At 70.8% G+C, this 24,244-nt stretch carries 28 protein-coding genes and 2 pseudogenes; 17 read left to right on the top strand and 13 right to left on the bottom strand.

Features of this window, described 5'->3' with window-relative positions; translation table 11 throughout:
* Positions 1-99: 99 nt before the first annotated feature.
* The gene (locus ABT297_RS13865) at positions 100-912 is read left to right on the top strand and encodes a hypothetical protein (RefSeq protein WP_350548611.1); all 813 of its coding nucleotides are present in this window, start codon (positions 100-102) and stop codon (positions 910-912) included.
* Positions 913-1,156: 244 nt separating this feature from the next.
* On the top strand, positions 1,157-1,570 hold the full coding sequence (locus ABT297_RS13860) for a hypothetical protein (protein ID WP_350548609.1): 414 nt from the start codon (positions 1,157-1,159) through the stop codon (positions 1,568-1,570).
* 180 nt (positions 1,571-1,750) lie between these two features.
* Here the strand turns inward: ABT297_RS13860 and ABT297_RS13855 are convergent, their stop codons facing one another.
* Positions 1,751-2,137 carry a hypothetical protein gene (locus tag ABT297_RS13855; RefSeq protein ID WP_350548607.1) on the bottom strand — a complete coding sequence of 129 codons (387 nt, stop codon included), beginning with the start codon at positions 2,135-2,137 and terminating at the stop codon, positions 1,751-1,753.
* Between the two features lie 219 nt (positions 2,138-2,356).
* Positions 2,357-4,144, bottom strand: coding sequence for an MFS transporter (locus ABT297_RS13850; protein ID WP_350548605.1), 1,788 nt, complete (start codon positions 4,142-4,144; stop codon positions 2,357-2,359).
* A gap of 65 nt (positions 4,145-4,209) precedes the next feature.
* Here ABT297_RS13850 and ABT297_RS13845 point away from each other — a divergent pair, with 65 nt between their 5' ends.
* A complete protein-coding gene (locus ABT297_RS13845) occupies positions 4,210-4,593 on the top strand; it encodes a winged helix-turn-helix transcriptional regulator (RefSeq protein ID WP_350548603.1) in 384 nt (127 codons plus the stop codon).
* A 467-nt stretch (positions 4,594-5,060) separates the two neighbouring features.
* Positions 5,061-5,351 carry a GNAT family N-acetyltransferase gene (locus tag ABT297_RS13840; RefSeq protein WP_350548601.1) on the top strand — a complete coding sequence of 97 codons (291 nt, stop codon included), beginning with the start codon at positions 5,061-5,063 and terminating at the stop codon, positions 5,349-5,351.
* 221 nt (positions 5,352-5,572) lie between these two features.
* Here ABT297_RS13840 and ABT297_RS13835 read toward each other — a convergent pair whose 3' ends face one another.
* Both ABT297_RS13835 and ABT297_RS13830 read right to left on the bottom strand, forming a co-directional pair.
* On the bottom strand, positions 5,573-5,863 hold the full coding sequence (locus ABT297_RS13835) for a DUF4287 domain-containing protein (RefSeq protein ID WP_350548599.1): 291 nt from the start codon (positions 5,861-5,863) through the stop codon (positions 5,573-5,575).
* 332 nt (positions 5,864-6,195) lie between these two features.
* Positions 6,196-6,609, bottom strand: a complete 414-nt coding sequence (locus ABT297_RS13830) for a hypothetical protein (protein ID WP_350548597.1) — start codon at positions 6,607-6,609, stop codon at positions 6,196-6,198.
* Between the two features lie 51 nt (positions 6,610-6,660).
* Between ABT297_RS13830 and ABT297_RS13825 the strand changes: the two genes are divergently transcribed.
* On the top strand, positions 6,661-6,819 hold the full coding sequence (locus ABT297_RS13825) for a hypothetical protein (protein ID WP_350548595.1): 159 nt from the start codon (positions 6,661-6,663) through the stop codon (positions 6,817-6,819).
* Between the two features lie 68 nt (positions 6,820-6,887).
* On the opposite strand, the gene ABT297_RS13820 is transcribed toward ABT297_RS13825, so the two are convergent.
* The 3 genes from ABT297_RS13820 to ABT297_RS13810 all read right to left on the bottom strand — a co-directional run bounded on the left by ABT297_RS13820 (position 6,888) and on the right by ABT297_RS13810 (position 8,832).
* Positions 6,888-7,667 carry a hypothetical protein gene (locus ABT297_RS13820; protein WP_350548593.1) on the bottom strand — a complete coding sequence of 260 codons (780 nt, stop codon included), beginning with the start codon at positions 7,665-7,667 and terminating at the stop codon, positions 6,888-6,890.
* Positions 7,667-8,194: a SigE family RNA polymerase sigma factor gene (locus tag ABT297_RS13815; protein WP_350548591.1), complete on the bottom strand. Its 528-nt coding sequence runs from the start codon at positions 8,192-8,194 to the stop codon at positions 7,667-7,669. Before ABT297_RS13815 ends, ABT297_RS13820 begins: the two co-directional genes overlap by 1 nt.
* A gap of 155 nt (positions 8,195-8,349) precedes the next feature.
* Entirely contained in the window at positions 8,350-8,832 is a 483-nt protein-coding gene (locus ABT297_RS13810) for a helix-turn-helix transcriptional regulator (protein WP_350548589.1), read from the bottom strand.
* Between the two features lie 209 nt (positions 8,833-9,041).
* Here ABT297_RS13810 and ABT297_RS13805 point away from each other — a divergent pair, with 209 nt between their 5' ends.
* The gene (locus ABT297_RS13805) at positions 9,042-9,383 is read left to right on the top strand and encodes a response regulator transcription factor (RefSeq protein ID WP_350548587.1); all 342 of its coding nucleotides are present in this window, start codon (positions 9,042-9,044) and stop codon (positions 9,381-9,383) included.
* 63 nt (positions 9,384-9,446) lie between these two features.
* On the opposite strand, the gene ABT297_RS13800 is transcribed toward ABT297_RS13805, so the two are convergent.
* Positions 9,447-9,782 carry a winged helix-turn-helix transcriptional regulator gene (locus ABT297_RS13800; RefSeq protein WP_350548735.1) on the bottom strand — a complete coding sequence of 112 codons (336 nt, stop codon included), beginning with the start codon at positions 9,780-9,782 and terminating at the stop codon, positions 9,447-9,449.
* Between the two features lie 162 nt (positions 9,783-9,944).
* Here ABT297_RS13800 and ABT297_RS13795 point away from each other — a divergent pair, with 162 nt between their 5' ends.
* The 3 genes and pseudogenes from ABT297_RS13795 (at position 9,945) to ABT297_RS13785 (ending at position 12,217) form a co-directional block, all read left to right on the top strand.
* Positions 9,945-10,814, top strand: coding sequence for an alpha/beta fold hydrolase (locus ABT297_RS13795; protein ID WP_350548585.1), 870 nt, complete (start codon positions 9,945-9,947; stop codon positions 10,812-10,814).
* Positions 10,815-11,095: 281 nt separating this feature from the next.
* Positions 11,096-11,221 (top strand): annotated as a pseudogene (locus ABT297_RS13790) (IS3 family transposase); the annotation flags it as partial.
* Between the two features lie 162 nt (positions 11,222-11,383).
* Entirely contained in the window at positions 11,384-12,217 is an 834-nt protein-coding gene (locus ABT297_RS13785) for a polysaccharide deacetylase family protein (RefSeq protein WP_350548733.1), read from the top strand.
* A gap of 72 nt (positions 12,218-12,289) precedes the next feature.
* Here ABT297_RS13785 and ABT297_RS13780 read toward each other — a convergent pair whose 3' ends face one another.
* Positions 12,290-12,457, bottom strand: coding sequence for a hypothetical protein (locus ABT297_RS13780; protein WP_350548583.1), 168 nt, complete (start codon positions 12,455-12,457; stop codon positions 12,290-12,292).
* A gap of 186 nt (positions 12,458-12,643) precedes the next feature.
* Here ABT297_RS13780 and ABT297_RS13775 point away from each other — a divergent pair.
* Positions 12,644-13,171 (top strand): annotated as a pseudogene (locus tag ABT297_RS13775) (IS6 family transposase); the annotation flags it as partial.
* Here the strand turns inward: ABT297_RS13775 and ABT297_RS13770 are convergent.
* From ABT297_RS13770 to ABT297_RS13760, 3 genes are read right to left on the bottom strand one after another with little or no spacing between them, the layout of a single operon-like run.
* Positions 13,102-13,329 (bottom strand): RidA family protein, encoded by a 228-nt coding sequence (locus ABT297_RS13770; RefSeq protein WP_350548581.1) that lies wholly within the window; start codon positions 13,327-13,329, stop codon positions 13,102-13,104. The pseudogene ABT297_RS13775 and the gene ABT297_RS13770 sit on opposite strands and share 70 nt — an antisense overlap.
* 19 nt (positions 13,330-13,348) lie before the next feature.
* On the bottom strand, positions 13,349-14,587 hold the full coding sequence (locus ABT297_RS13765; RefSeq protein WP_350548579.1) for an amidohydrolase/deacetylase family metallohydrolase: 1,239 nt from the start codon (positions 14,585-14,587) through the stop codon (positions 13,349-13,351).
* Positions 14,577-15,887 (bottom strand): winged helix DNA-binding protein, encoded by a 1,311-nt coding sequence (locus ABT297_RS13760; RefSeq protein WP_350548577.1) that lies wholly within the window; start codon positions 15,885-15,887, stop codon positions 14,577-14,579. Before ABT297_RS13760 ends, ABT297_RS13765 begins: the two co-directional genes overlap by 11 nt.
* A 101-nt stretch (positions 15,888-15,988) precedes the next feature.
* Here ABT297_RS13760 and ABT297_RS13755 point away from each other — a divergent pair, with 101 nt between their 5' ends.
* The 5 genes from ABT297_RS13755 to ABT297_RS13735 all read left to right on the top strand — a co-directional run bounded on the left by ABT297_RS13755 (position 15,989) and on the right by ABT297_RS13735 (position 21,947).
* Positions 15,989-17,155 (top strand): alanine racemase, encoded by a 1,167-nt coding sequence (locus tag ABT297_RS13755; RefSeq protein WP_350548574.1) that lies wholly within the window; start codon positions 15,989-15,991, stop codon positions 17,153-17,155.
* A 106-nt stretch (positions 17,156-17,261) separates the two neighbouring features.
* Positions 17,262-18,545, top strand: coding sequence for an extracellular solute-binding protein (locus ABT297_RS13750; protein WP_350548572.1), 1,284 nt, complete (start codon positions 17,262-17,264; stop codon positions 18,543-18,545).
* Complete coding sequence (locus ABT297_RS13745) at positions 18,542-19,528, top strand: carbohydrate ABC transporter permease (protein WP_350548570.1); 987 nt, start codon at positions 18,542-18,544, stop codon at positions 19,526-19,528. Before ABT297_RS13750 ends, ABT297_RS13745 begins: the two co-directional genes overlap by 4 nt.
* The gene (locus tag ABT297_RS13740; RefSeq protein WP_350548568.1) at positions 19,525-20,358 is read left to right on the top strand and encodes a carbohydrate ABC transporter permease; all 834 of its coding nucleotides are present in this window, start codon (positions 19,525-19,527) and stop codon (positions 20,356-20,358) included. The genes ABT297_RS13745 and ABT297_RS13740 overlap by 4 nt, the downstream gene beginning before the upstream one ends.
* Positions 20,355-21,947 (top strand): beta-N-acetylhexosaminidase, encoded by a 1,593-nt coding sequence (locus ABT297_RS13735; RefSeq protein ID WP_350548566.1) that lies wholly within the window; start codon positions 20,355-20,357, stop codon positions 21,945-21,947. The genes ABT297_RS13740 and ABT297_RS13735 overlap by 4 nt, the downstream gene beginning before the upstream one ends.
* On the opposite strand, the gene ABT297_RS13730 is transcribed toward ABT297_RS13735, so the two are convergent.
* Positions 21,937-22,227, bottom strand: coding sequence for a hypothetical protein (locus tag ABT297_RS13730; RefSeq protein ID WP_350548564.1), 291 nt, complete (start codon positions 22,225-22,227; stop codon positions 21,937-21,939). The genes ABT297_RS13735 and ABT297_RS13730 overlap by 11 nt on opposite strands.
* A 64-nt stretch (positions 22,228-22,291) precedes the next feature.
* On the opposite strand from ABT297_RS13730, the gene ABT297_RS13725 reads away from it, so the two are divergent.
* Both ABT297_RS13725 and ABT297_RS13720 read left to right on the top strand, forming a co-directional pair.
* The gene (locus ABT297_RS13725) at positions 22,292-22,477 is read left to right on the top strand and encodes a hypothetical protein (protein ID WP_350548562.1); all 186 of its coding nucleotides are present in this window, start codon (positions 22,292-22,294) and stop codon (positions 22,475-22,477) included.
* A gap of 53 nt (positions 22,478-22,530) precedes the next feature.
* Positions 22,531-24,207: a right-handed parallel beta-helix repeat-containing protein gene (locus ABT297_RS13720; RefSeq protein WP_350548560.1), complete on the top strand. Its 1,677-nt coding sequence runs from the start codon at positions 22,531-22,533 to the stop codon at positions 24,205-24,207.
* Positions 24,208-24,244 lie beyond the last annotated feature (37 nt).

The raw sequence follows: 24,244 nt of genomic DNA, 5'->3' as shown, positions 1-24,244 counted from the left end.
CGTGCTCAGGCGCTCCCAGCATGTTCCAGGTGCCGATCGGGCACCGGGCGGCATCGAGTGCGGCGGAGGAGGTGCCGTTTCTTGGCGTACGGTGCGTCGGTGGGCTTCTTCGGGACGTTCGTGCTGGCGCGGTCCGATCGCCTCCTCACCGATGAGGACGCGGCGCTCGGTTTCGGATATCAGCATGAGCATCTGTACGAACTCGGCGCGGGATGGCAGCTGCTGGAGACCCGGGGCGATGTGGACCCGCAGGACTTCGCGGCCGCCAGCGAGCGGTACGTCGCCGGCACCGGTGGTGGCGTGCTTGCCGCGTACGTCAACGACGGCGACTGCATCGGCGTCTACGGGCGGACGCCGGACGGCTGGACCACGTCGTTCCACCTGCCCGTCGACGAGGCGCCGTGCTCGTATCGGCATCGCCCTCAGCCGGCAGGGCGCACGAGGGAGGCCGTCGGCGCCGATCTCGAGCAGTGGGCCCGCGCCGCCGGGCTGACTCCTGTCCCGGAGCAGATTCGGGCCATCGCGGCCTACGACTATCGCAGCAACTCCGGCTGGGGCTACCTGCTGCCGCTCGAACTGCTACCGGCGCTCGGCCTGCCCGAGGCCGCCGAACCAAGCCCAACCCTGATCGACCTCGAACAGCCGCCCTGGTGCTCGATCGTCGGTTCCAGCGGCCTGGCCCACCAGGCGTTCGGACGCAGGACGTACCGCGACAGCCGCGACGCACCGGACGGCGGATACTTCGGCCCGGAACGCGAGTGGGAGCGCGCGGTAATCGCGCTCGAGGCCGACATCTGGGCCGCCAGACATCGCCCGGACGCCGACACCACGACATTGCGAGAACGCGCCGAACGGCTGCTCGAGACCTGCCGAAACGACGACAAAGCAGTGATCTACCGCTGGCGCTCCTGAACTCACCACCGCTGCGTCGAACTCATGCCGCGTGACGAGCGTCTGGCGTCGCTGGGCTACAGGGCCCCGGATTCTGCCCTCCCGTGCGCGGCCTCGCCGCCCGGCTCGCGGCCCAGATCAGCATCCTGCTGACCCTCGGCGGGATCCCATATGCGCTCTACACGCTTGCCCAGAAGCCGGGCACACAGGCCGAAAGCGTTTGCACATACCGATAACGACGGTGGATGGCTGATAGCATTTCCGGGTGGAACGTGGCGAATTTTGGTGGGCCGAGTTCGACGAGAAGCGGCCGGTGGTGCTGCTGTCGGGCGGTGCCGGTCCGGAGTTCCGGATCATGCAGATCGTCGCCCCGGCCACGCCGGCCGAGAAGCGCGGGTTCGTGGTCATGTCGGGTGATCAGGCGCTCGACGCCGACAACCGGCGCCGGATCGTCGAGGAGGCCGGCCCGGCCCGGGCGGTCGGCATCGAGGTCTTCTTCGGCACCGCGGAGGGGCTGGCCGAGGACGGCGTCGTGCGGGTGGCGCTGCCACAGGACGGGACGATCTTCTGCACGTGGGGAGCGAGCCTCACCGAGGAAGCTTTGATCGAGCGGATCGGGGTCTGCTCCTCGGAGAAGCTGCACGAGCTGGACGTAGCCATGAAACTGGCCGGGGCGTAGACGTTCGCGCCTACGGGCGGCCGGCCGTCAGTATCGCGCCCGCCAGGGACGACCGGTCGCCGAGGCGTGCCGGCAGCACCGGAGCGGGGCAGTGGCCGGGCCAGCATATCCAGCTCCGAGGCGACCTGCTCGACGTAACCCGGCAGCGACGCGGCGAAGCCGCCACCGGTCACGATGGCCTCAGGGTGCGGCAGCTCGGTCGTGCTGATCAGGGCGGCGGCCAGGGCTGCGCAGCCCTGCTCGAATGAACCTTGCCCGGGCGGCGGCGAAGAAGGGCAGGTAGACGTCGTCGAGGTCGGCGGCCTCGGCCGCGGTCGCCGGTGTTGTGGCCGCCACCACGCGCACGGTGCGCACGCCGATTCGGGTGAGCGTGGCCCGCAGGGCGTCGCCGAGACTGCCCGGGTCCTCGGTGGTGAGCAGCAGGAGCCCGCCCCCGATCACCTCGTCGAACAGCCCGGTGACGCCGTCGGCGAGCACCCGTCCCCGCGGCATGAGCGATCCGGTTGGCGGGGCGGCGACTGTGCCGACCGTGCGGTGCGGCAGGCCGGCCCGCAGTGGGCGCGACACCGGACGGTCCGGCGTCTTCTCCGCCGCCAGCGCGGCGTCCCGGGAGGCCGCCTCCGCCTGGTCGGTGACGCAGACGATCTTGCCGAGCCGGATCGAGAACTCGATGGTGTCGAGGGCGTGGGTCCGACGTTCCGGCTCGTACGCGTCGAGCAGCCGGTCGTCCGAGGCGTTGTTGCGGGAGCCCTGACCGCTGGTGCTGGCATCCTCGCGGTCCTTCCGTCACTGTCCCACCCGTTGTGGACCGCCGCCGCGCTCGCCGTCTTCGACGCGGGGTGTTTCGCTGCGCAGGTCGCCAACCAGGTCCTCGTCGTCTCGATCGACGAGGCCCGCTCCGGCGCGCTGAGCTCGGTCTACCTCACCCTGTACTACACGGCCGGCGCGATCGGCGCGGCGATCGCCGGCCCCCTCCTTGCCGTCCTCGGCTGGCAACGCGTCGGCCTTACCGCGGACGTCGCCGCCGCCATGGCTGGCGTCGTCGTCCGAGCCGGCGGGTAGCTCGGCGGGCAAGGAGCCCGTCGGCGGCGTGTCTGCGGCGGGTGCGGCCTTGCGGTCGCGCAGGACCGTCACGGTGAGCACGGCCGCGGTGAGCAGGAATCCGGCGGACACCAGGAAGGAGAAATGGTAGCCGCCGTTGAGCGCGACGTTCTCGGTCTCGCCCGCGGCCCGCAGCCGCTCGCTGTGCGCCGCGGCCAAGGTGGCCAGTACCGCGAGGCCGATGGCGCCGCCCACCTGCTGGGTGGTGTTCACCAGTCCGGAGGCCAGGCCAGCGTCCCGCGGGCCGGCGCCGGACATGGCCAGCCCCATCACCGCTGGCATCATCAGACCGGATCCCACGCCCATCAGCACCATGACCGGCAGGAGGTCGACCACGTAGGTGCCGTCGACCGGCGCGCGAGCCAGCAGCAGGAGCCCGGCGGAGACCATGGCCAGCCCGACGGCCAGCACGGTGCGGGGTCCGAACCGGGGGATCAGCTTCGGGGCGGCGCCGAGCGACAGCACGCCGATCAGCGCGGGGCCGGGAAGGAACGCCAAGCTGGTCTGTATGGCGCTGTAGCCGAGCACTCGTTGCGTGTACAGCGCCCCGAGGAACTGGAAGCCGAACAGCCCGGCCACCAACAGCAGCATGACGACGTTGGCGCCGGTGAGCTGGCGCGAGCGGAAGATGCCGAGGTGTAGCAGCGGCTGCCGCGCCTTGAGCTGACGCACCGCGAACCCTGCCAGCAGCACGACGGACAGCGTACCGAGGCCGAGCGTGTGCAGCGAGCCGAAGCCGTACCGGCCTGCCTGGACGATGGTGTATACCAGCAGCGAGATCCCCGCGGTGACCAGCACCGCGCCGATGACGTCCGCGCCTTCGCGCAGGCCCGCCCCGGCATCGCGTGCTACGACCGACAGCGCCAGCAACAAGGTGACCACGCCGATGGGGACGTTGATGAAGAAGATCCATGGCCAGCCCACGCTGGTGGTGAGCGCGCCGCCCGCGATCACGCCGATGGACGCGCCGCCGGCCTGCACGAAGCTGTAGATGCCGATGGCCGTTGCCTGTTCGGCGGGCTCGGGGAACATCGTGACGACCATGCCGAGCACCACGGCGGACGCCGCGGCGCCGCCGACTCCCTGGACGAAGCGACTGCCGATCAGCAACGCCGGGGTGTCGGCCAGGCCGCACAGCAGCGACCCGACCGTGAAGAGGGTCAGGCCGGCGCCGAAGACGTTCTTGCGGCCGACAAGGTCGCCGAGCCGGCCGAAGAGCAGCAGCAGGCCGCCGAAGGCGATGAGGTAGGAGTTGACGACCCAGGCCAGGTCGTTGGTGCTGAAGCCGAGGTCGTTTTGGATCGTGGGCAGCGCCACCGTCACGACGCTGGAATCAAGCACGATCATGAACGCGCCAACACAGAGGATGCCGAGCGCCAGCCATTTCGACCGAGGCGCGGCGGCGGGACGGGAAGAGGACATGGTCAGCAGTTCCTTCGACGGGGTCGACTGCGGGACGGCAGGAAATCCCATGGATCACCATTTGTTACTGGGGACATGATGTGTGACCATCAGCGACGGAGGAAGGAGGCACTTTCATGTCCCAGAGGAACACCGATGTTTCCTGCCTGGTCCACGACGAGCCGGCGTGCACCGTCCTGCAGGCCCTCGAACGGGTCAGCAGCAAGTGGAGTATCGGCATCCTGCTCGCAGCAGTGGACGGGCCGGTGCGCTTCACCGAGTTGGAACGCAGGGTCAAGGGCATCAGCCGACGCATGCTGACCTTGACCCTGCGCAACCTCGAACGCGACGGTCTGCTCAGCCGCACCGTCTATCCCACGGTGCCGCCGAAGGTCGAATACACCGTCACCGACATGGCTCGCGAGCTGTACGACGCCCTACAGGCGCTCACCGCGTGGGCAGAGCGGAACCTGGACTCGATCGCCGACGCCCGCAGGAACTACGACGCCGCAGCGCTGTGACGCCGGGTCGCCTGTTGATCGCCGTTCAGGTCAACACCGTACGACTGCGCGACCACCGCCGGGAGGGTCCTGCAAAAGGTGACACCCCATGACACCTCCGGGCGGGCCAAGACTTCGGGGCGGCAGCCGGCACATTGCGTACGCCGCCCCGCCCCCATCAAGGCTTCCTCCAGCACGTGGCGTGGTAGTCCTTGGTGACCCGGCATCAGCCTGACGAAACCGACGTCGGCATGGGCCGAAATAGCGGCTGGAACGGCGCGTGGACGCGGACCGGCACCACCGTCCGCGTCACGCCGGCCGCGGGCGGAGGCGGCGCGCCGGGTTCTGGATTCCACACCGTTGTACGACGCGGCCACCGTTGTCGTTTGGCCGTGGTGGGGTTGGTGGTGTGGTGAACGGCGCCAGCCTGGGCGGCGAGCCAGCCGGGTGGTGCGCGGTGCAGCCACCGGCGGCTGCTGGCCGCGCGCGTGCCCTGGACCGGCCGGGACGACGACCCGGCCGACCCGTCGGTCTGGTCCGTGACCTGCTTCGTCACCCGCCCGGGCTTCCGCCGCCGCGGCGTGTCCCGCGCGCTGGCCGTCGCCGCGGTGCCCTACGCCCGCTCGCGCGGCGCCCAGGCGGTGGAGGGCTTATCCAATGGCCACCTCGCCCGACCGCGGAGGTGGCGTGGGCGGCCGAGCTGTACGTCGGCACCATGGGCACATTCGCGGCCGCAGGCTTCGCGGAGGTGTCCCGCCCGACCCCGCGCCGCGTCGTGATGCGCGTCGACCTTCAAAGCGCCTGACGCGGTACCCCGAGCGGCGTGCCCGGGTTGCCGTCCCCTCGAGCCGCGCGTCCGGGTCGTCGTGCCCGGCCGGCGCCGCCCGCTGCACCGCCGGGTCCGGATGCGTCACGAACAGGTTGAGCGGCAGCCTGCCGACGGCGAGTAGCTTCTCGACGAATGCGACGGGCCGCGCGGGGTTGTGCGCCAGTGCGAGCCTCAGGCGGGCCGGGTCGCCTTGCCGTCGAGCCAAAGGGTGTCCGTCTCGTCGCGGTGGGTGCCGGTGGAGCCGACGTGCTTGCCCGGGATCTTCGGACCGTGCTTGAGTACGTGAACCAGGGCCATCGCATGGCCGCGGCCCAGGCCGTAGTCGTCCTTGAGCCACTCGATGATCGCGTCGGCTTTCACCCCGGGCGCGTCCAGCCCGCGGTCCGCGGCCAGGTTGAGTAGCTCGCGGGGGGTCTTGCCGGTCTTGGTCTCGATGTTGTCGAGGTACGCCTGGAACGACATCTCGGTTCTCCTCCGTAGCGGTTGCCTTCACCACGGCGTCGGATGGGCGCCGCCCGCTTCGACAAGTTCGGCGGAGACTTTTTCGTTCGTCAGGCCATCCGAGCTAAGCGAGCCCGAGGGCAGACCGGGAACGCCGCGCGGGCAGGCGAGGTGCTCGCACCGGCGGTGTTCCCGCTGATCGCCGCCGAGGGCTGTTCGCCCACGACGAGCCTGCTCGGTTCGCCACCCGCAGATCCGCGGCCTGACAGAGTTGCCGGTGGCCAGGGCGGTACTCAGCTCTTCCCCCTGATCCGCGGGGAAACCGACGCGTGCTCGGTTGGCGACGGTCAGGGCTACCGCATGTGTCTGCGGACGGTGTCGAGCGGGTCGGTCAGGAGATCGGCGAAGCCGAGTTCGCCCGCGCCGACGAGGGTCGTGTTGTCCGCCAGCGCGGCGACGCTGAGGCAGGTCCGGCCGCGGGAGACGGCCAGGACGTGCCGGGCCAGCCGGGCGCGCCGACCCAGGTAGTCCTCCGGCGCAGGAGGACATGCCCGAGGCGCCGCCGTCCTGATGCGGAAATGACACTTGGGCTTGGTGGGTGCTCCAGCGCGTCGTAGGTGTAGCCGGCCGTGTTCACCGGGTCGGCCGCGTCGTAGGTGCTCGCGCGGGTGCTCGCCGGTGTGTCGCCCTGGCAGGTGCCGTTGGCGCGCGTTCGGGTCGCTCAGCGCGGCGGCGTCCGGCGTGACGGTCAGCGTGGACCCGTCCACCTTGCGAAGGCGACCCGCCCGCCGCCGTCGGTCACCGCCGCGATGCGCGGCGTGCCGCTCACCGTGGCGCTCGCGGACCCCGACTCGCACTGGGTCGGCGAGCTCGGGCTGCCCTATCCGCACCTGGTGTACATCCACCGCCGCACCGGCGCCTTCCGGTCCGCGTTCCTGCGCCCGCTGCCGCCGGCGGAGGTCGCGGCGGTCCGCTGAGTTGGGTGGCGGCGCGCTCGGCGACGCCGCCACGGTGCCCATGGTCGCAGCACGTTCACTCGCCAGGATCAGACCGGCCAGGCCGGGTCGGTGGCGATCGCCTGCAGTTGCTGGACGGTCAGCGGCGGCTCGGCGCGGGTCGCGGTGTTGGTCTTCTCGTGCACCGCGTTCCACGTGCCGATCACGATGCGCACGTGGTCCGGCCGATAGACGTCGGCCATGCGCAGCTTGATCCGGTTGTGACCGGCGTCCTCCGAGGGGCCGTCGGTCAGCACGACGAGCGTGCCGTCCGGCAGTGTCGACTCGGTGCAGCGGGTGCCGGCCGGCATGCCCCGCTTGGCGCAGGAGAACAGATCCATCGGGGCGTCGCCGACGGGGCGGCGGGACGGCGGTTCCGCGAAATGCGGCTGCACATTGACCTGGACCTTGCCGCGGCCGGCCGGGTCGGTGAGGATCACCTCGGCGAACCCCGGGCTGCTGAACGGTTCGGACGTGGCCACGCCGGCCGGCAGCAGCCGCTGCAGGGTGGCGAGCACGACGTCCCCCGGCACATCGGCACGCCGCCCGCCGGGGCTGGGACCGGGACTCGGGCCGGGGCCGGTCGGGGCGGATGAGACCACCACCGGCGCCTGCGCGGTCGTCGATGCTCCGCCCGATCGGTCGACGGCCAGCGCGGCGGCGCCGATCGCGACGCCCAGCACCGCGACCCCGCTGACCAGCATCGTGAGCCGTTGCCGGGTCCGGACCCGGTCTGCGCGGGCGAACACGGCCGAAGGCCCGGTCCCGATCGCCGGCTCGTCGAGCTCCACCGCCTGGCTCAGCGCCGTACGCAGTTCATCCAGCGGCATCAGAGCACACCTCCATCACTGAACATGAGTTCCCCCAGACTTCCGGCGAGGATCTGGCGCAGCGCGGCCAGGCCCTTGGCCGACTGACTCTTCACGGTGCCCTCGCTGACCCCGAGCACTGCCGCGGTGTCCTCGACACTGCGGTCCTCCCAGTAGCGCAGCACGACAGTCGCGCGCTGCCTGGCCGGCAGGGTGCGCAGCGCCGCCAGCACCGTGAGCGCCACGGCCTGGTCACCGGACGCCGCCGGCGGTTCGGCCGCGGCCGCCGGGTCCGCCCAGTTCCGCTCGCGCCGGCGCGACCCGCGCTGGTTGTCGTCCAGGTAGACCCGCAGCAGGACCCGCCGGGAATATGCGTCGAGGCTGTCCACCCGCCCGCGCCGCGCCGCCACCACGACCCTGGCCAGCGCGGTCTGCACGAGATCCTCGGCCCGATGCCACTCGCCGCACAGCAGGTACGCGGTGCGACGCAGGTGCACATACCGGGTCTCGACGAACTCGTGCAGGTCGGACTCGATCTCCTTGTTCACAGGCACCCCCTTCACCACACCTAGACCGGTGCGGCGTTCAGGCGGGTTGCCTCAGCAGCCGGACGAATGCACGACGGCGGTCACGCGCTCGCACCGCACCCGCCCGGCCGGTCGGCCGGCCGGCCGGAACGACTATGGGCGAGTCGTACGAGCGATCACGCCGGCCGTGTTCTGAGGGCAGCCGCGAGCTGGCGCCGGGAGGTGAGGCCGAGCTTGCGGAAGATCTTGTTGAGGTGGTACTCGACCGTCGAGTCGGTGACGAAGAGCTGGGTGGCGATCTCCGTGTTCGTGGCCCCCGCCGCGGCGAGCGCGGCGACCCGGGCCTCCTGGGACGTGAGGTCGTGGCCGGCCGGGACGGCGCGAGCGCGGGCGTGTTGACCCGTGGCCAGCAGCTCGACTCGGGCGCGTTCGGCGAAGGCGGCGGCGCCCATGTCGGTGAAGGCGTCGTGCGCGAGGCGCAGCTCCCGGCGCGCGTCCGTCCGGCGTTTCCGGCGGCGCAGCCACTCGCCGTACAACAGGTGGGTGCGGGCGAGTTCGGTGACCATCCGGCTGCCGGCGAGGTGCTCGGCCGCCTCGTGGTACAGGGCGTCCGCCCCGTCGTCGTCGGCCAGCAACGCGCGGCTGACTCGGTCGGTCACCGAGCGCGAATGCGGTCCTCATCAGCCGACGAATCACACATCCGTCGGTACAACGCTGGACGGCTGGACGGCGACCGCAACTTAAGGTTGGTCGGTGGATTGAGGCTCTCGGCGAGGTCGTCGACCGGGATGCTCAACGCGCCGGGGATGTGCCCGGCCAGGAATTCCTCCAGTGTGGGAACGTCGAGGACATGACATCGAGGTGGTGGGTGAGGCGGCCGAACCAGGCCATCCTGTCCCGCGAGAGTTCGCAGCCCACGCCCGACGCCAGCTTGGTCGAGGTCACTGATGGAGAGCGTGACGTGCTCGCCCTGCTCGGCGCCGGCCTGTCCAACGCGGAGATCGGCGAGCGGCTCCGGCTTGCCGTCACCACCGTGAAAACCCACGTCGCCAACCTCATGACGAAGACGGGAAGCGCCAACCGGGTGCAGCTGGCCGTGCTCGCGGTGCGGCTCGGCCGCCGATGCCCTGGGCGGGGGACGTCGTCGAGATCGCGCCCGACGCTGCGGCTGACACCCGCTCGGTCGGTGCAACGCGCTCGACGGCCATGACCCGAAACCTCCAGCAAGACGACGCAGTCTGACGGTCATCAGGTGCGTCTCCTTGATCAGGAGTTACACCGTTGTTTCCAGTCCCTCCCGAGGCGTCACAGCGTCGAAAGCGTTGGCGTTGTCTTGGACCTGTCGCATGTTCTGCTCGGCCCATTCGCGCAGAGCCAACAACGGCGGGACGAGTGATGTGCCCAGGTCTGTGAGGCGGTAGTGCACGCGTGGAGGCGTGGTTGTCTCAACGCGGCGTGCGACGAGTCCGTCTCGCTCCAAGGATTTGAGCGTCTGGGCCAGCATCTTCTGGGATATTCCGGCCATCTGGCGTTTCAGTTCCGTGAACCGCAGTTCGCCCTGGACGCTCGCCAGTGAGAGTACGGCCATCGTGGTCCATTTCGAGCCCACCCGGTCGAGCAGCAGTCTCGTCGGACATGCGGGGTTGAAGAGGTCTCCTGAGCGGGAGGGCGTTACCTGGGGGTGACGTGGTGCGTGCAAGGTGCCTTCTTGATGCATCGGGGTCGGTCTCCTACGGTAACCAGGTCGCCAAGTGTAAGTGAGGAGATTTCTGTGCGCCAGGATGCACTCACCTCCCACATCCCCGCAGCCGCCACGCGCCGGATTCCGGTCGACGGCGTAGAACTTGCCGTGGAGATCACGGGCCACGGACCTGCCGTGCTGTTGCTCCACGGATTCCCACACACCCGCGCGATCTGGCGGGACGTCGTACCGCATCTGGTCGCGGCAGGGTTCCGAGTTGTCGTACCCGACTTGCACGGGCTGGGCGACAGCGGGCCTGCCGTGCGCGGCTACGAGGCGCCGGTACTCGCCGCGGATCTGATCGGTCTCCTGGACGTCCTCGACGTCCGCCAGGCACATGTCGCCGGTATCGACCTGGGTGTGGCGCCGGCATTCGCGCTCGCAGCGGCATTTCCGCAACGGGTGATCACTCTGACGTTGTCCGAGGGTCTGATCGGCTCGCTGCCTGGTGCCGAGGCATTCCTGCAGAACGGGCCGCCATGGTGGTTCGGCTTCCATCGCGCCCCCGGCGGCCTGGCCGAAGCTGTCGTCGAACACGCCGAGGAGCGGTACGTCCGCTACTTCCTCGAGTCGGGAAGCCGCCGAGGCGTGCCGGAGGACCTTACCCGGATTCTCGTCGAGGCGTACCGGGGCAGGGAGTCGCTCACGAATGCTTTCGACCACTACCGCGCCATGCCGGCGAATGCCGAATGGATCTCGAACTGGGCGCGGGAGCACACGTTGCAGATGCCGGTTCTGGCTATCGGTGGCAACGCCATCGGTGAGGCCACCGCATTGCAGCTCCGACCGATCTCCGGAACGCTCGCACAGCACAACCTCCCGGACAGCGGTCACATAACTCCGATCGACCAGCCGGGCAAGTTCGCCGAACTCCTGGTCGATCACGCCAGAAGAACCTGAACGCGCACGCCGTTCGAGCACCTGCCGTTGCGCTGGGCAGGTGATCGCGGTGGTGACAATCGACGGTGTGGCATCAGGCCTGCTCGATTGGCCGGTCGGCATCGGCTGTCCATCCCGACCACGAGGCGACGTAGACCGGGACGGTGCCGGCCGAGGGTGGTGTAGGCGAACGCGACGGTGGTGGCCGGACAGTTCACGTGCCCGGCGCTGCAACACGTTGGCCGGCAGTCCCACGGCGTCGGCCAGCTCACCGATGCGTGCCTGCCACTGCCGACGACGCCTCCGACGGCACCTACGGCGCGCCGCGGATCCACGCGGAACTGGCCGACCAGGGCCGGCGCCATTCCCGCAAGCGGGTCGCCCGGCTGATGCGCGCCGCCGGCCGGCGCGGCCGGACCCCGAAGCGCCAGCGTCACCACCGAGGTCCTCCTGGACTCGGCCGCGCGCGACGACGGCCGAGGCTTCCGGCCGCGCCGACCGGAACCTCGGCAACCGAAAGAGCTCCGGCATCCGTCTGTTCTGTAGCATCGTCGAGCCCTGACTGGGCCGGACCGAGTTGGAGTACCTCCGTGCCGTTGCGCCGCATCGCCGTACTCGGGTTGACCATCCTGATACTGACCCTGACGCTCGGCGGCAGCCGCGGCAACAGCGGCCCGCCCGCGCCTCGTGTGGCCGCGCCGGTCGCGGCGGTACCGGTGGTCGCCGAGCATCAGGAGCCGACGGTCCAACCGGGCGTGCCGAGCCCCATGGCCTCGCCGTCCGCGTCGTCGCCGGTCATCGCGCCCGGCGACGGCCCGGCCGGAACGGTGCGCAAGACCGGGTCGGACGCGGTAGCGCTGACCTTCGACGACGGCCCGTGGGACGACACCCCCGCCGTGCTGGACCTGCTGGCCCAGCACCACGTCAAGGCTACCTTCTGCATGGTCGGCCGGCAGGTCGCTGCGCGCGCCGAGATGGTCCGGCGGATGGTCGCCGAGGGGCACACCCTGTGCAACCACTCGTGGAGCCACGACGAGATGTTGCGCACCCGTACGCCCGATCAGATCAGATCCGACATGCAACGCACCATCGACGCGATCCGGGCGGTCGCACCCGGCGCGGTGATCGGCTACTTCCGCGCCCCCGGCGGCAACTGGTCGCCCGACATCGTGAGCATCGCGGCCGGCCTGGGCATGACGTCGATCTCGTGGACCGTCGACCCGCGGGACTGGAGCGGCCCGGGGGTCCAGTCGATCGTCAACACCGTGCTGACGAAAACTCGTCCCGGCGGGATCGTGCTCCTGCACGACGGCGCGGGGCCGCAGACGGTCGCCGCGCTGCGAACGATCCTGCCCGACCTGGCGGGCCGGTTCACCCTGATCGCCCTCCCGGCGCTGACCAGCGTGGCCCAAACCTTGCGATAGGAGACCGCCGGGCCTCAGCAGGTCCTGACGGCGGCCGGGCTGCACCCCGCCCGTCAGCGGTGCGACGGGCGGTCAAAGGGTGTCGCCCTGGGGTGCGACGTTGACCAGGCTCGCCGGGGTCAGGAACACGAGCCGGTCCGTCGTCGGCCGCAGCACCGCCCGGGCGCCGGCGACGTGCCAGTTCGGGTGTTCGGACGGGCCGGGCACGCACAGGGAGAGCCCGTCGCCGTCGGCGACCACGAAGGCCGAGCCGCCAGCCGGGACGCCGAAGGGACGGCGCGGTGCGAGGCCGCGGGCGAGGGGTCCGTTGCGTTCAGCGTTGCCATGGTCGGGCAGGCTTGGACGGTGAAGCTCTCGAACCGTCGGCGTCCGGTCCTGCCACCGCGGTCGGCGTTCGCAGGGTTCCGGTGCGCACCCGATGTCATCATGGTCGCCGTCCGGCTCTACCTGCGGTACAACCTCTCCTACCGCGACGTCGAGGAACTCCTGCTCGATCGGGGTGTCGAGGTCGACCACGTCACCGTCTTCCGCTGGGTGCAGCGCTTCACGCCGCTGCTGGCCGACGCGGCCAGGTTCTGCCGGCATGCACCCGGTGACAGGTGATACGTCGACGAGACCTATGTGAAGGTCAACGGTGTCTGGCGGTATGTGTACCGCGCGGTCGACGAGGACGGCCAGGTCATCGACGTGCTCGTATCCGCCCGCCGCGACGTCGCTGCGGCGCGCCGGTTCCTCCGCCGGGCGATGGCCATCCTGAAGGTGCGGCCCACCGAAGTCGTCACCGACGCGGCGCCGACGTACCCGACCGTTCTCGACGAGCTGGTCCCCTCGGCATGGCACCACGTCGAACGGCACGCCAACAACCGGGTAGAAGCAGATCATAGTCAGCTCAAGCACCGGCTCAGACCGATGCGCGGCCTACTGACCGACCGCGCCCCGCAGGCGGCGACGGCGGCCAGGTTCCGGAAGGCGGCCCGGGCCTGCTCCTCGAACGGGCCGGTCACCCGCGTCCCGTCCGGCAGTGCCGGGATGGCCCCGGCGAGGTAGACGGTGTCACCGGCGACGACGGCGTGCGAATACGGCCCGCCGGGTGGTGCGGCCTGGTCGGTCATGACGGTCCGCTTGGACCTTTCAGTGGTGGCGTGGGAACTGTTCGGCGAGGTCGTCAGGGCCGACGAGTGGGGTGTTCAGCAGCGCGCGCAGCCCGTCGGCGCGCGCCGACAGCGCCGAGCGCTGGGCGGCTGTCAGCGGCACCCAGGGCGGCGGGTCGGCGGGCAGCCGGGCGGGCAGCAGCCGGCCCGCGACGTAGGTGGCCTCGTTGACGAGCCGGACGGGGGACGTGCGCCGCTGCTGGTGGGCGTCGACGACGGTGAACGGCTCGTCGCGGACGTCCCATATGGCGAGGTCTGCGGGCGCGCCGACGGTGAGGGTCCCGCCGGGCAGGCCGAGGGCGGCGGCGGGCCGGCTCGTCGCCGCGGCCACCACCTCGGCGAGGGGAAGGCCGGCGGCGAGGAGTTTCGCCATCGTCGTCGGCAGGTCGAACACCGGGCCGTACAGCGACCGCGCGTGCAGGTCGGTGGAGACGCTGAACGGTACGAGCCCCGCGGCGAGCTGCGCCTCGAGGACGTCGAACGCGAACCCGCCCGAGCCGTGCCCGACGTCGAGCCGCACACCACGTCGATAGGCGTCCACAAGGGACGGACGTACCACAGCATCCCCTGCGGCGATGGCACTGGCGCAGTGGGTGACGAGGTCGCCGGGGCGCAGCAGGTCGAGGACCTCGTCGACGGAGGGCGGGCCGGCGCCGATGTGCGCCATCAGCGGCACCCCGCACGCGTCGGCGACCCGCAGGCCCCGGCGGAGCGGCTCGATGCCGTTGCGGCCGACGGTCTCCCGGTCGATGCGCACCTTGATGCCGGCGACGAGGTCGCGGTTGGCGGTGACGGTCTCGACGGCAAGATCGACGTCGCATGAGTTGATGTCCTTGCTCTCGCCGGTGCGGCCGGTGAGGCCGACGGCGGCGATGTTGAGCAGCACGGGCACCCGCACGGTCATCCCGCGCACCGCCTGTCGCAGCCCGTCCAAGGTGTACGCGCCGGCCGAGCCTGCGTCGACCCATGTGGTCACCCCGGAGTACCAGGCGACGGGGTCGGGGTCGATGCCCCAGTAGGTGGCGCCGGGGTGGACGTGGGTGTGCAGGTCGATCAGGCCGGGGGTGACGAGCTGGCCGCGGACGTCGACGACCGTGCGGGCGCCGTCGCGCGGCAGGTCCGGCCCGATCGCGGCGATCCGTCCATCGTGGACGGCGACGTCGAAGGTGCCGGAGGGTTCGAGCAGAGTGCCGCCGGTCAGCAGGAGGTCACTCGCCATCGGTGGCCATCGCCTCGTTGATCGTCAGCCGGTAGAGCGTGGTGGGGCGGCCTTTCGGGGTGGCCTGGGCGCTGCCTTCGGCGGTGACGAGGTTGTGCTCGCCGAGCTTGCGGATGAGCCGCCGGCCGCTGGGGTCGGTGATGCCCAGCGAGCTGGCCAGGTCGCTGGGGGAGATCGGTCGGCCGTTGAGGGTGCGGTCGAGCGCGGCGAGCCGCGACAGTGTCGCCGGGCTCAGGCCGATGCCGCGGGCGAGGCTCTCGAGGCCGTCGCTGTGGCCGCGGTACGCGAACGTGAGCGGCGTCCCGGCGCTGCCCATCGGCCCGATGACGACGCCGCTGTCCTCGACGAGGTACGCGACCGGCGAACCGTCCTGCTCGGAGCGGGCGGCGGCCCGTTCGGCGAGGGCGACGCACGTGCGGGCGCTGGCGCCGACCCCGAACCCGGCGACGACCCGCACGCCGAGGGTCTCCTGGGCGCGGGCGAGGACCGGCAGGCTCACCCAGTTGCCGGTGAGGGTCTCGAACAGTGCCCGGTGCGCGAAGACGACGACGCCGCGCCGGTCGCGGTTCTCGATCCAGCCGTCGGCGAGCTCGGGGGTGTTGAGCAGCAGGTTCATCAGGCCGATGCGGGCCCGGTCGAGGTTGGGGGAGTGGTTGGCGATGAGGAACACTCCGGCGGCGAACCGCAGCTCGCTGGCCCGTTTCGACTGGATGCGCAGCGCCAGCTCGTGCAGCTCTGCGCGGAGTGTGGCGAGGCCGATGATGCCGCTGAGGACGGGCAGCTCGCCGTCGAGGGCGGCCATCACGCCGGTGCGGACGCTGATCGTGTACGCGCTGCCGGACCTGGCCCGGAACGTGCGGTGGAACTCGACGATCTCCTCGACGGACTGTTCGGGTTCGAACGGCAGGCACGCGATGTCGGCGCGGTTGAGGCCGAGGGCGTAGGCGACATCGTCGACGGTCTCCTGGGTGAACGTGTCGATGCTGACCGGGGTCGCCGGCAGTCCGCGGATGAGCGCCCGGCACCAGGCGAGCGCCAGATCGAGCCCGGCGGAGCGGGTGATGGCGACGGTCAGCCCGTCGGGGAGCACGTCGCGGCATCTGGCATAGGGCACCGGGCCGAGGAGCAGGCCGTCGACGGTGCGGCGCTCCAGCAGCGCGCGGACGCCGGCCCGGATCTGGCCCTCGTGCTCGTAGACCACCCATTCGAGGGCGACGCCCGTGAGCGTGCGGGCCGCGTCCTCGAACAGGCCGCGGTGGCTCGCGTGCACGACGAGCCCGATCACCATCGGCACCGGCACTGGCGGGTCCTTCCGTTATGCTCCGGCGCTATACGAGCCGGTTCGTAAGTAGCTCGTTGAAGCTTGCGGGTTCCGGGCCGAAGAATCAAGCGGGAGATCTCATGAGCGGCGAACTGCTGGACTGGCGCACCAAGGGATTCTGGCAGCCGGACCCGGTGCCGACCGGCGACTTCCTGGCGGCCCGGCCGGGGTTGTTCGACGGCGCGTTCACCTGGCCGCTGCTGGTGGCCCGGAAGTCGGCGCTGGAGCACAACGTGCGCACCATGGCCGACTTCTGCGCCGCGCACGGCCTCGCCTTCGCCCCGCACGCCAAGACCCACATGGCCCCGTCGCTGCTGCGGGCGCAGCTCGCCGCCGGGGCGTGGGCACTGACGGCGGCCACCGCCAGTCAGGTCCTCGCGCTGCGCAACCTCGGCGCGACCCGGGTCGTCGTGGCCGGTCAGCTGCTCGACCGCCGCGTTCTGGAGTGGCTGGCGCGGGAGCGCGAGGCCGGCTTCGAGGTGATCTTCCAGGTCGACTCCGCGGTTGGTGTACGAGTCGCCGCCGGACTGCCGCTGCCGGTCCTCGTGGAGCTCGGGCACCCCGGCGGCCGTACCGGCTGCCGCAGCCAGGACGAGCTCCTGGCGGTCGCGGCCGCCGTCGCGGCCGCCCCGGCGCTGCGCCTCGCCGGGGTGGCCGGCTACGAGGGCACCCAGCCTGGCGCCGAGGGTGTGTCCGGCTTCCTCGACGACCTGCGGGCGGCCGTCCACGCGCTGTCCAGGGTCGGACTACTCGGCCCGGAGGTGCTGGTCGCGACCGGTGGCAGCGCCTGGTTCGACCTGGTCGCGGCCCGCCTCGGCGCCGACGCGCGGTGGCCCGCGGGCCACCGGGTCACCACAGTGCTGCGCAGCGGCGCGTACCTGTCCCACGACGAGGGCTTCTACCGCGAACGGACCCCGTTCAACCGGGTTGCCGGCGAGCTGCGCCCGGCGCTGACGCTGTGGGCGCAGGTCCTTTCCGCACCCGAGCCGGGGCTGGCGATCCTGGGCGCCGGCAAGCGTGACGTCTCCTTCGACGAGGGGCAGCCGATCCCGCGCGACGGCCGGCTGACGGTCACGAAGGTCAACGACCACCATCTGTTCCTCGCGGACCCGGACGGTCTGCTGCGCCCCGGTGACCTGGTGGAGCTGGGCATCTCGCACCCGTGCACCGCCTTCGACAAGTGGCGGGCGATTCCTGTCGTCGACGATGACGGCACGGTAACGGATGTCCTGCGGACGCATTTCTGAGCGCCGACCTATTGACGCGGAGGTGACCGGCGTCTCAGGCTAGGGACCTGTTCAACGAACTATATACGAACCAGGTCCGTAAGCGCCACCCCTCAAGGGAGCCCACATGAGATATCGCGCAACGGCGCTCGCCGGTCTCCTCGCGGCCGGTCTGGTCGCCGGGCTGACCGGTTGCGCGCCGTCGACCACCCCCGCGCAGAACGACGGCGCCGACAAGCAGACCGGCGCCCTGCGGGTGTGGCTGTTCGACGAGCCCAACCGCGCGCCCAAGGATAAGGTCGTCAACGACGCCGTCGCCGAGTTCAAGGCCGCGCACAAGGACGTGACGGTCGAGGTCACCTACATCGCGGTCAACACCCGCAGCGAACGGTTCAAGGGCGCCTTCAACGACCCGGCCAGCGCGCCCGACGTGGTGGAGTTCGGCAACACCGACCTGCCCGAATACGTCGCCGCCGGCGGCCTCGCCGAGGTCGGCAAGGACGCCGAAGGGCTGGACCTCGGCGCCGACCTGAAGAACAGCGCCACCATCGACGGCAAGCTCTACGGCGTGCCGTGGTACGTCGGGGTGCGCGCCCTCTACTACCGCACCGACGTGTTCACCGAGCTCAGCCTCACCCCGCCGACCTCGCAGGCGGAGCTCGTCGCCGCCGCCAAGCAGATCCGGGCCAAGAAGCCGGAGCTGTTCGGCCTCGCAATCGGCGGCAAGTACACCTTCGGCGCGCTGCCGTTCGTGTGGGACGCGGGCGGCGACCTCGCCACGAAGTCCGGCACCGGCTACACCGCCGCCATCAACTCGCCCCAGTCGCGGGCCGGGGTGAAGGCCTACACCGATCTCATCAAGGCCGACAACTGCCCGCCGCAGCAGTGCGCCGACCTCACCGGCGGCAAGACGGTGGAGCTGTTCGCCAGTGGCAAGGCCGGCATGGCGATCCTCGGTAACTTCAACCGGGCCGCCGTGGAGGCCGGTGCGGCGAAGGGCAAGTACGCGGTCGTGCCGCTGCCCGGCACCAAGCCCGGGTCGGTCGCGCCCGCGTTCGCCGGCGGCAACAATCTCGGCGTCATGAAGAGCACCCAGCGGCGCACCCTCGCGGCCGAGTTCATGAAGCTGCTCGCGAGCAAGAAGTACCAGGAGCAGATGTACACCGCGATGGGCAACCTGCCGACGTTCACCTCGGCCCGCACCGAGCTGGCCGGCAAGGAACCGTTCCTCAAGCCGTTCATGGACACCATCGCGGCCGGCACGAAGTTCGTCCCGCTGCACCCAGGCTGGGGCAAGATCGACGCGCAGGCGGTCGTACCGACGATGCTGGAGAAGATCGTGACCGGCAAGGCGACGGTCGAGCAGGCGACCGACGAGGCGGCGACCGCGATGAACGCGGCCTTCAAGTGACAGTGATCCCGCTGGACGAGGCGGGCCGGTCCCAGCCGGCCCGCCGCTCGTCCGCACCCGGCGGGCCGGTGGACGGTCGTGGCGGGCGCCCGGCCACCGGCCCGTCCGGCCGCGCACGGCGCACCCCGTGGTGGATGCTGGTCCCGGCCGCCGCGGTGCTGATCCCGTTGTTCGCCTACCCGATCTACCAGCTCGGCCTGCTGTCGGTGCTGGACTTCCGGCAGGCGCAGGTGAGCGGCGGGCAGCCGACCCGCTTCGTCGGCGCCGGCAACTACGCGGAACTGTTCGGCGCCGAACGGTTCTGGTCGGTGCTGCTCGCCACCATCGGCTTCGCGGCCGCCTGCGTCGTGGCGACCCTCGCCGTCGGCGCCGCGCTCGCGGTGCTGCTGACCCGGGTCGGGCGGTGGCCGCGGACGCTGCTGTCGGTCGCGGCGCTGTCGGCGTGGGCCGCGCCCGCGGTCACCGGGTCCACCGTGTGGATGTTCCTCTTCGACGCCAACCTCGGCCTCGTCAACCAGGTCCTCGGCCTCGACGGTCACAACTGGATGTACGACCGCTACAGCGCCTTCGGCCTCATCGGCGCCGTCGTCGTGTGGCACTCGTTCCCGTTCGTCATGGTCACCCTGTACGCCGGGATCAAGGCCATCCCCGACGCCACCCTCGAGGCGGCCCAGCTCGACGGCGCCGGCGCCTGGCAGCAGTTCTGGCGGATCATCGTGCCGATCCTGCGGCCGCTGCTCACCATCGTCGTCATCCAGTCGATCATCTGGGACTTCAAGGTGTTCACCCAGATCTACGTGATGACCGGCGGTGGCGGGATCGCCGGGCAGAACCTCACCCTCAACGTCTACGCCTACCAGCAGGCGTTCGCCGCGTCCGAATACGGCCTCGGCTCGGCCATCGGCGTGGTCATGATGGTCATCCTGCTCGCGGTGACGCTCGCCTACCTGCGGGCGCTGCGCAGGAGCGGAGAACCGCTGTGAGAAAGCACCTCCTCAACGGGATCGCGGTCCTCGTCGCCCTCGTCACGATCTTCCCGATCTACTGGATGCTGCTGTCGGCGGTCAAACCGCCCGGCGAGATCCAGTCGCTGCACCAGCGGCCGTGGACGCTCGCGCCGTCGCTGGACAGCTTCCGCCGCGTCCTTGGCGTCGAGAGCTTCGGCCGGTACTTCCTCAACAGCCTCGTCGTTGCCCTCGTCGTGGTCGCCCTGTCGGCGCTCGTCGCGTTCCTCGCCGCAGTGGTGCTCACCAAGTACCACTTCAAGTTCCGCACGACGATCCTGGTCATGTTCCTCATCGCACAGATGGTGCCGATCGAGGCGCTGACCATCCCGCTGTTCTTCCTCGTCCGCGACGTCGGCACCGTCGTGCCGGGGGTCGGGCTCAACACGCTCGGCTCGCTGGTGCTGGTGCACACCGCGTTCACGCTGCCGTTCGCGATCTGGATGCTGCGCGGGTTCGTCGCCGCCGTCCCCGACGAGCTCGAGGAGGCCGCCGTCATCGACGGCGCTAGCCGCTTCACCGTCCTGTGGCGGATCCTGTTCCCGCTGGTCGCGCCGGGTCTCGCGGCGACGAGCGTGTTCTCGTTCATCACCGCGTGGAACGACTTCTTGTTCGCCCGGACCTTCATCATCAGCGCCAGCGAGAACCAGACGCTGCCGATGGCGCTGCTGGTGTTCTTCAAACCCGACGAGAACGACTGGGGCGGCATCATGGCCGCGTCCGTGCTGATGACCGTGCCGGTGCTGCTGTTCTTCCTGCTGGTCCGGCGCCGTCTCGTGGCCGGTCTCGGCGGGGCGGTGAAAGGATGATCCCTCGTCCGTCCACAGTGGAACCCGACCGCGGCGAGTTTCGCCTCACCCCCGCGACGACCCTTTCCGCCGCCCCCGGGCTCGAGCGGGCCGCGGCCTGGCTGCGCGCCACGCTCGGCCCGGCCACCGGCTGTTTCCTGCCGCCCGGCGACGACATCCGGTTGTCCGTCGACCGTTCGCTGCCCGACGAGGGCTATCGCCTGCGCATCACCGCGGACGGCGTCAACCTCACCGGCGGCACGCCTGCGGGGGTCTTCCATGGTCTGCAGAGCCTTCTGCAGGTCTTGCCGCCCGAGGTGTACCGCCGGGCGCCGGTCACCGGGGTCGACTGGCTGCTGCCCGCCGTGACCGTCGACGATGCGCCGCGGTGGCCGTGGCGCGGGTGCATGCTCGACGTCGCCCGGCACTTCATGCCGAAAGCCGACGTGCTGCGGTTCGTCGACCTGCTGTCGGTACACAAGCTGAACGTGCTGCATCTGCACCTCACCGACGACCAGGGGTGGCGCCTGCCAATTCCCGGTTACCCGCGCCTCGTCGAGATCGCGACGTGGCGGCACGGCACGATGCGCGGGTCGCGGCAGCACGGCGTCGTCGACGACCGCCCGCACGGCGGCTACTACACCGCCGACGACCTGCGCGAGATCGTCGCCTACGCCGCCGACCGGCACATCACGGTCGTGCCGGAGGTCGACCTGCCGGGCCACATGCAGGCGGCCGTGGCCGCATACCCGCAGCTCGGCAACGGCCTCGCCGACGTGGACGTGCGGACCGGCTGGGGCATCTCACGGCACGTGCTCAACGTGTCCGACGCCGCCCTCGACTTCTGCCGCGCCGTGATCGACGAGCTGTGCGCGATCTTCCCCGGGCGGTACATCGGCATCGGCGGCGACGAGTGCCCCAAGGGCGAGTGGAAGGCGAGCCCCGCAGCCCAGGACCGGATGCGGGAGCTCGGTCTGCCCGACGAAACGGCACTGCAGGCGTGGTTCGTCGGCCAAGTCGCTGGCCACATCGCCGGCCACGGCCGGACGGTGCACGGGTGGGACGAGATCCTCGAAGGTGGCGCCCCCAGCGGTGCACTGATCGCTGCGTGGCGCGGCCCGGAAGCGGCCGTCCGCGCGGTCCGCGCCGGCCACCACGTCGTCTCCTGCCCAGACATGTGGACCTACCTCGACTACCGCCAGTCCGACGCGCCCGACGAACCGATCCCCGTCGGCACGCGGCTGTCCGTCGCCGACGTATACACCTTCGACCCGGTCCCGCCGGGCCTCACCCTGGCCGAGGCGGGGCTGGTGCTCGGCGCGCAGTGCAACGTGTGGACCGAGCACCTCCCGTCCGCCCGCGCGGTTGACTACGCGACGTTCCCGCGGCTGGCCTCCTTCGCCGAGGTGATGTGGTCCGGCCCGGCCGAGGGCTTCACCTTCAGGCTGGCGTCGCACCTCGACCGGCTCGACGCGCTCGGCGTCGAGTACCGCCCGCCGGGCGGCCCGCACCCGTGGCAGCGCCGCCCCGACGCGCAGGGCTTCCCGAAGACCCGCGCCCAGCGGGAGGAGGAGATCCGCGCGATGCTGGGCGCTCCGTTCATGCAGTGATCAGGTCGGCCATGCAGAGGGCGTGCTTGTGACGGATGACCTTGGCGGCGGCGCGGACGGCGGGAAGCCGCAGCGCGGGCCGCTCGCCGAACGCGGTCCCCAGCACCCGGAGCGCGGCGGCCCGCACCTCCGGCACCCAGTCGACGGCCAGCTGCACAAGGAACCGCAGGTGCGCGGGCCGTAGCTGGTCACCCATGGCGACGACGGCCGCCTCGCGGACGTGCCCGTCCGCGTGGAGGCTCGCCAATGCTGAGGTGAGCGTCGTGTGCGATCTGTCCAACCGCCTCGCGCTGCACTTCTGCGTTGCAGATCTCCGCGACGACCGCACCGCGTCGGGAGTGCCGATGACCATCGACGCGTCGGCGCTGCGGTTCGCCGACGGTGCCACCGCCAATCTGATGCTGCAGTCCGCGCGTACCGTGCCGGGCGGGCTGATCGTGCAGTGCTCGCCGCAACTGCGGTTCATGCTCGACCTTCTTGGCGGCGCCGCAGAGCCGTCGCTCCTCATCAGCCTCGCTGAACGACAGTGACTGGGAGCCGCGAGGTACGCTCGCGTCAATCGTTTGCCGTCGACGGTGGGGTTATGGCGCAGACTTTGATCGTGTCCCGGGAACGGGTCGGGGCATATCCGACGATTCAGGACGCACTGGAGATCGCGACCGACGGCGCGGTGATCTCGGTCGAGGCGGGCACCTATGCCGAGGTGGTCCGGCTGCAGCGGCGCAAGGTGAGCATCGTCGCGGCGGGGAAGGCCGGCTCGGTCACGCTCGACGCGACAGGGCTCGGCAGCTCAGCCGTGGCGTGCGAGTCGGCCGAGGTCACGCTGCGCGGCCTGGTCCTCACCGCCGACGACTATCCGGCGGTCAGCGTCACCGGTGGCCGGCTCGCGATCGAGGCGTGCGAGGTCGGTGCCGTGTTCGCGGCAGGGCTCAGCATCACCGACGGCGCGCACGTCGAGGCGACCGATGTGAAGGTGACGCAGGGGCAGTACGGGATGGTCATCGAAGACTCCGACGGCGTCGTCGACAAGTGCGAGGTGCGCAACATCGCCGACGACGGGGTGATCGTGCGCCTCGGGGCAAGCCCCGTCATCCGCAACAGCACGATCGAGGGCTGTGGATTCCGCGGCATCTACGTGTACCACGCCGCAAAGCCGACGATCGAGCGCTGCGACATCTCGGCCACCGGCGACGCCGGCGTCTCCGTCGCGCACCAGAGCGCACCGACGATCACGGAGACGTGGATCCACGACACGCACGGTGTCGGCATCATGTTCGGCCGTGGCTGCGGCGGGCTCGTGGACAGCTGCCGCGTCGAGTCGACGGCCACGCCGGGCATCCACGTCGACGAGGGCGCCAGCCCGACGATCCGCGAGGCCGACGAACGGCACCGGCCGCGGGTCGGCGTGCAGGCGATCGAGGGCGCGACGAAGCAGGACACGGACAAGGTCGACAAGCTCCTCGCCGAACTCGACTCGATGATCGGCCTGGCCGGGGTCAAGGGCGAGGTCCGCTCGCTGATCGACGAGATTCAGGTCAACGAGTGGCGCCGCAGTGCCGGCCTCGCCGTCGGCGCGGTCAGCCACCACCTCATCTTCACCGGGGCGCCCGGCACCGGCAAGACGACCGTCGCCCGGCTCTACGGGCAGCTGCTGAAGGCCCTCGGGGTCCTGCCCATCGGCAAGTTCAAGGAAGTTTCACGTCGTGACCTCGTCGGGCAGTACATCGGCCACACCGCGGAAAAGGCCACGACCGTCTTCGAGGAGGCGCTCGGCGGGGTCCTGTTCATCGACGAGGCCTACACACTGGCCCGCTCCGGTGGCGCCAGCGCCGACTTCGGGCAGGAGGCGATCGACACGCTGGTGAAGCTGATGGAGGACCAGCGCGACCAGGTCGCCGTCATCGTCGCTGGCTACACCGCCGAGATGGCCGACTTCCTGGACGCCAACTCGGGTCTGGCGTCGCGGTTCGCCAAGACGCTCGAGTTCGAGAACTACTCGCCGCAGGAGCTCGTGCTGATCGCGGGGCGGATCGCCCGCAACGACGACTACGTCTTCGCCCCCGGGCTCGAGGACGCGTTGTACGAGTGGTTCGACCAGATGGACCGCGGGCAGAACTTCGGCAACGCGCGTGAGGCCCGCAAGCTGCTCGAAGGGATGCGCAAGGCGCAGTCCGGGCGGCTGCGCAGCCTCGGCCGGGTCCCGAGTCGCGAGGACCTCCGGATGCTCGTCCTGGAGGACCTGCTGGCCGCCGCGCGATGAGGCGACCAGCAGACGAAACCCTCCACGCAGAGCAGGC

Origin of the sequence: Dactylosporangium sp. NPDC000555 (assembly GCF_040300025.1) — a bacterium.
Lineage (GTDB): Bacteria > Actinomycetota > Actinomycetes > Mycobacteriales > Micromonosporaceae > Dactylosporangium.
Note: the sequence above shows the minus strand (reverse complement) of the source record. Positions and strands in the feature narration are given on the sequence as shown.

What these genes read in the sequence shown, in the direction of transcription:
- ABT297_RS13770 (WP_350548581.1), bottom strand. Translation starts at nt 13,329, where the DNA reads ATGACCGACCAGGCCGCACCACCCGGCGGGCCGTATTCGCACGCCGTC.
- ABT297_RS13750 (WP_350548572.1), top strand. Translation starts at nt 17,262, where the DNA reads ATGAGATATCGCGCAACGGCGCTCGCCGGTCTCCTCGCGGCCGGTCTG.
- ABT297_RS13765 (WP_350548579.1), bottom strand. Translation starts at nt 14,587, where the DNA reads ATGGCGAGTGACCTCCTGCTGACCGGCGGCACTCTGCTCGAACCCTCC.
- ABT297_RS13735 (WP_350548566.1), top strand. Translation starts at nt 20,355, where the DNA reads ATGATCCCTCGTCCGTCCACAGTGGAACCCGACCGCGGCGAGTTTCGC.
- ABT297_RS13725 (WP_350548562.1), top strand. Translation starts at nt 22,292, where the DNA reads ATGACCATCGACGCGTCGGCGCTGCGGTTCGCCGACGGTGCCACCGCC.
- ABT297_RS13850 (WP_350548605.1), bottom strand. Translation starts at nt 4,144, where the DNA reads ATGGGATTTCCTGCCGTCCCGCAGTCGACCCCGTCGAAGGAACTGCTG.
- ABT297_RS13845 (WP_350548603.1), top strand. Translation starts at nt 4,210, where the DNA reads ATGTCCCAGAGGAACACCGATGTTTCCTGCCTGGTCCACGACGAGCCG.
- ABT297_RS13720 (WP_350548560.1), top strand. Translation starts at nt 22,531, where the DNA reads ATGGCGCAGACTTTGATCGTGTCCCGGGAACGGGTCGGGGCATATCCG.
- ABT297_RS13820 (WP_350548593.1), bottom strand. Translation starts at nt 7,667, where the DNA reads ATGCCGCTGGATGAACTGCGTACGGCGCTGAGCCAGGCGGTGGAGCTC.
- ABT297_RS13835 (WP_350548599.1), bottom strand. Translation starts at nt 5,863, where the DNA reads ATGTCGTTCCAGGCGTACCTCGACAACATCGAGACCAAGACCGGCAAG.
- ABT297_RS13755 (WP_350548574.1), top strand. Translation starts at nt 15,989, where the DNA reads ATGAGCGGCGAACTGCTGGACTGGCGCACCAAGGGATTCTGGCAGCCG.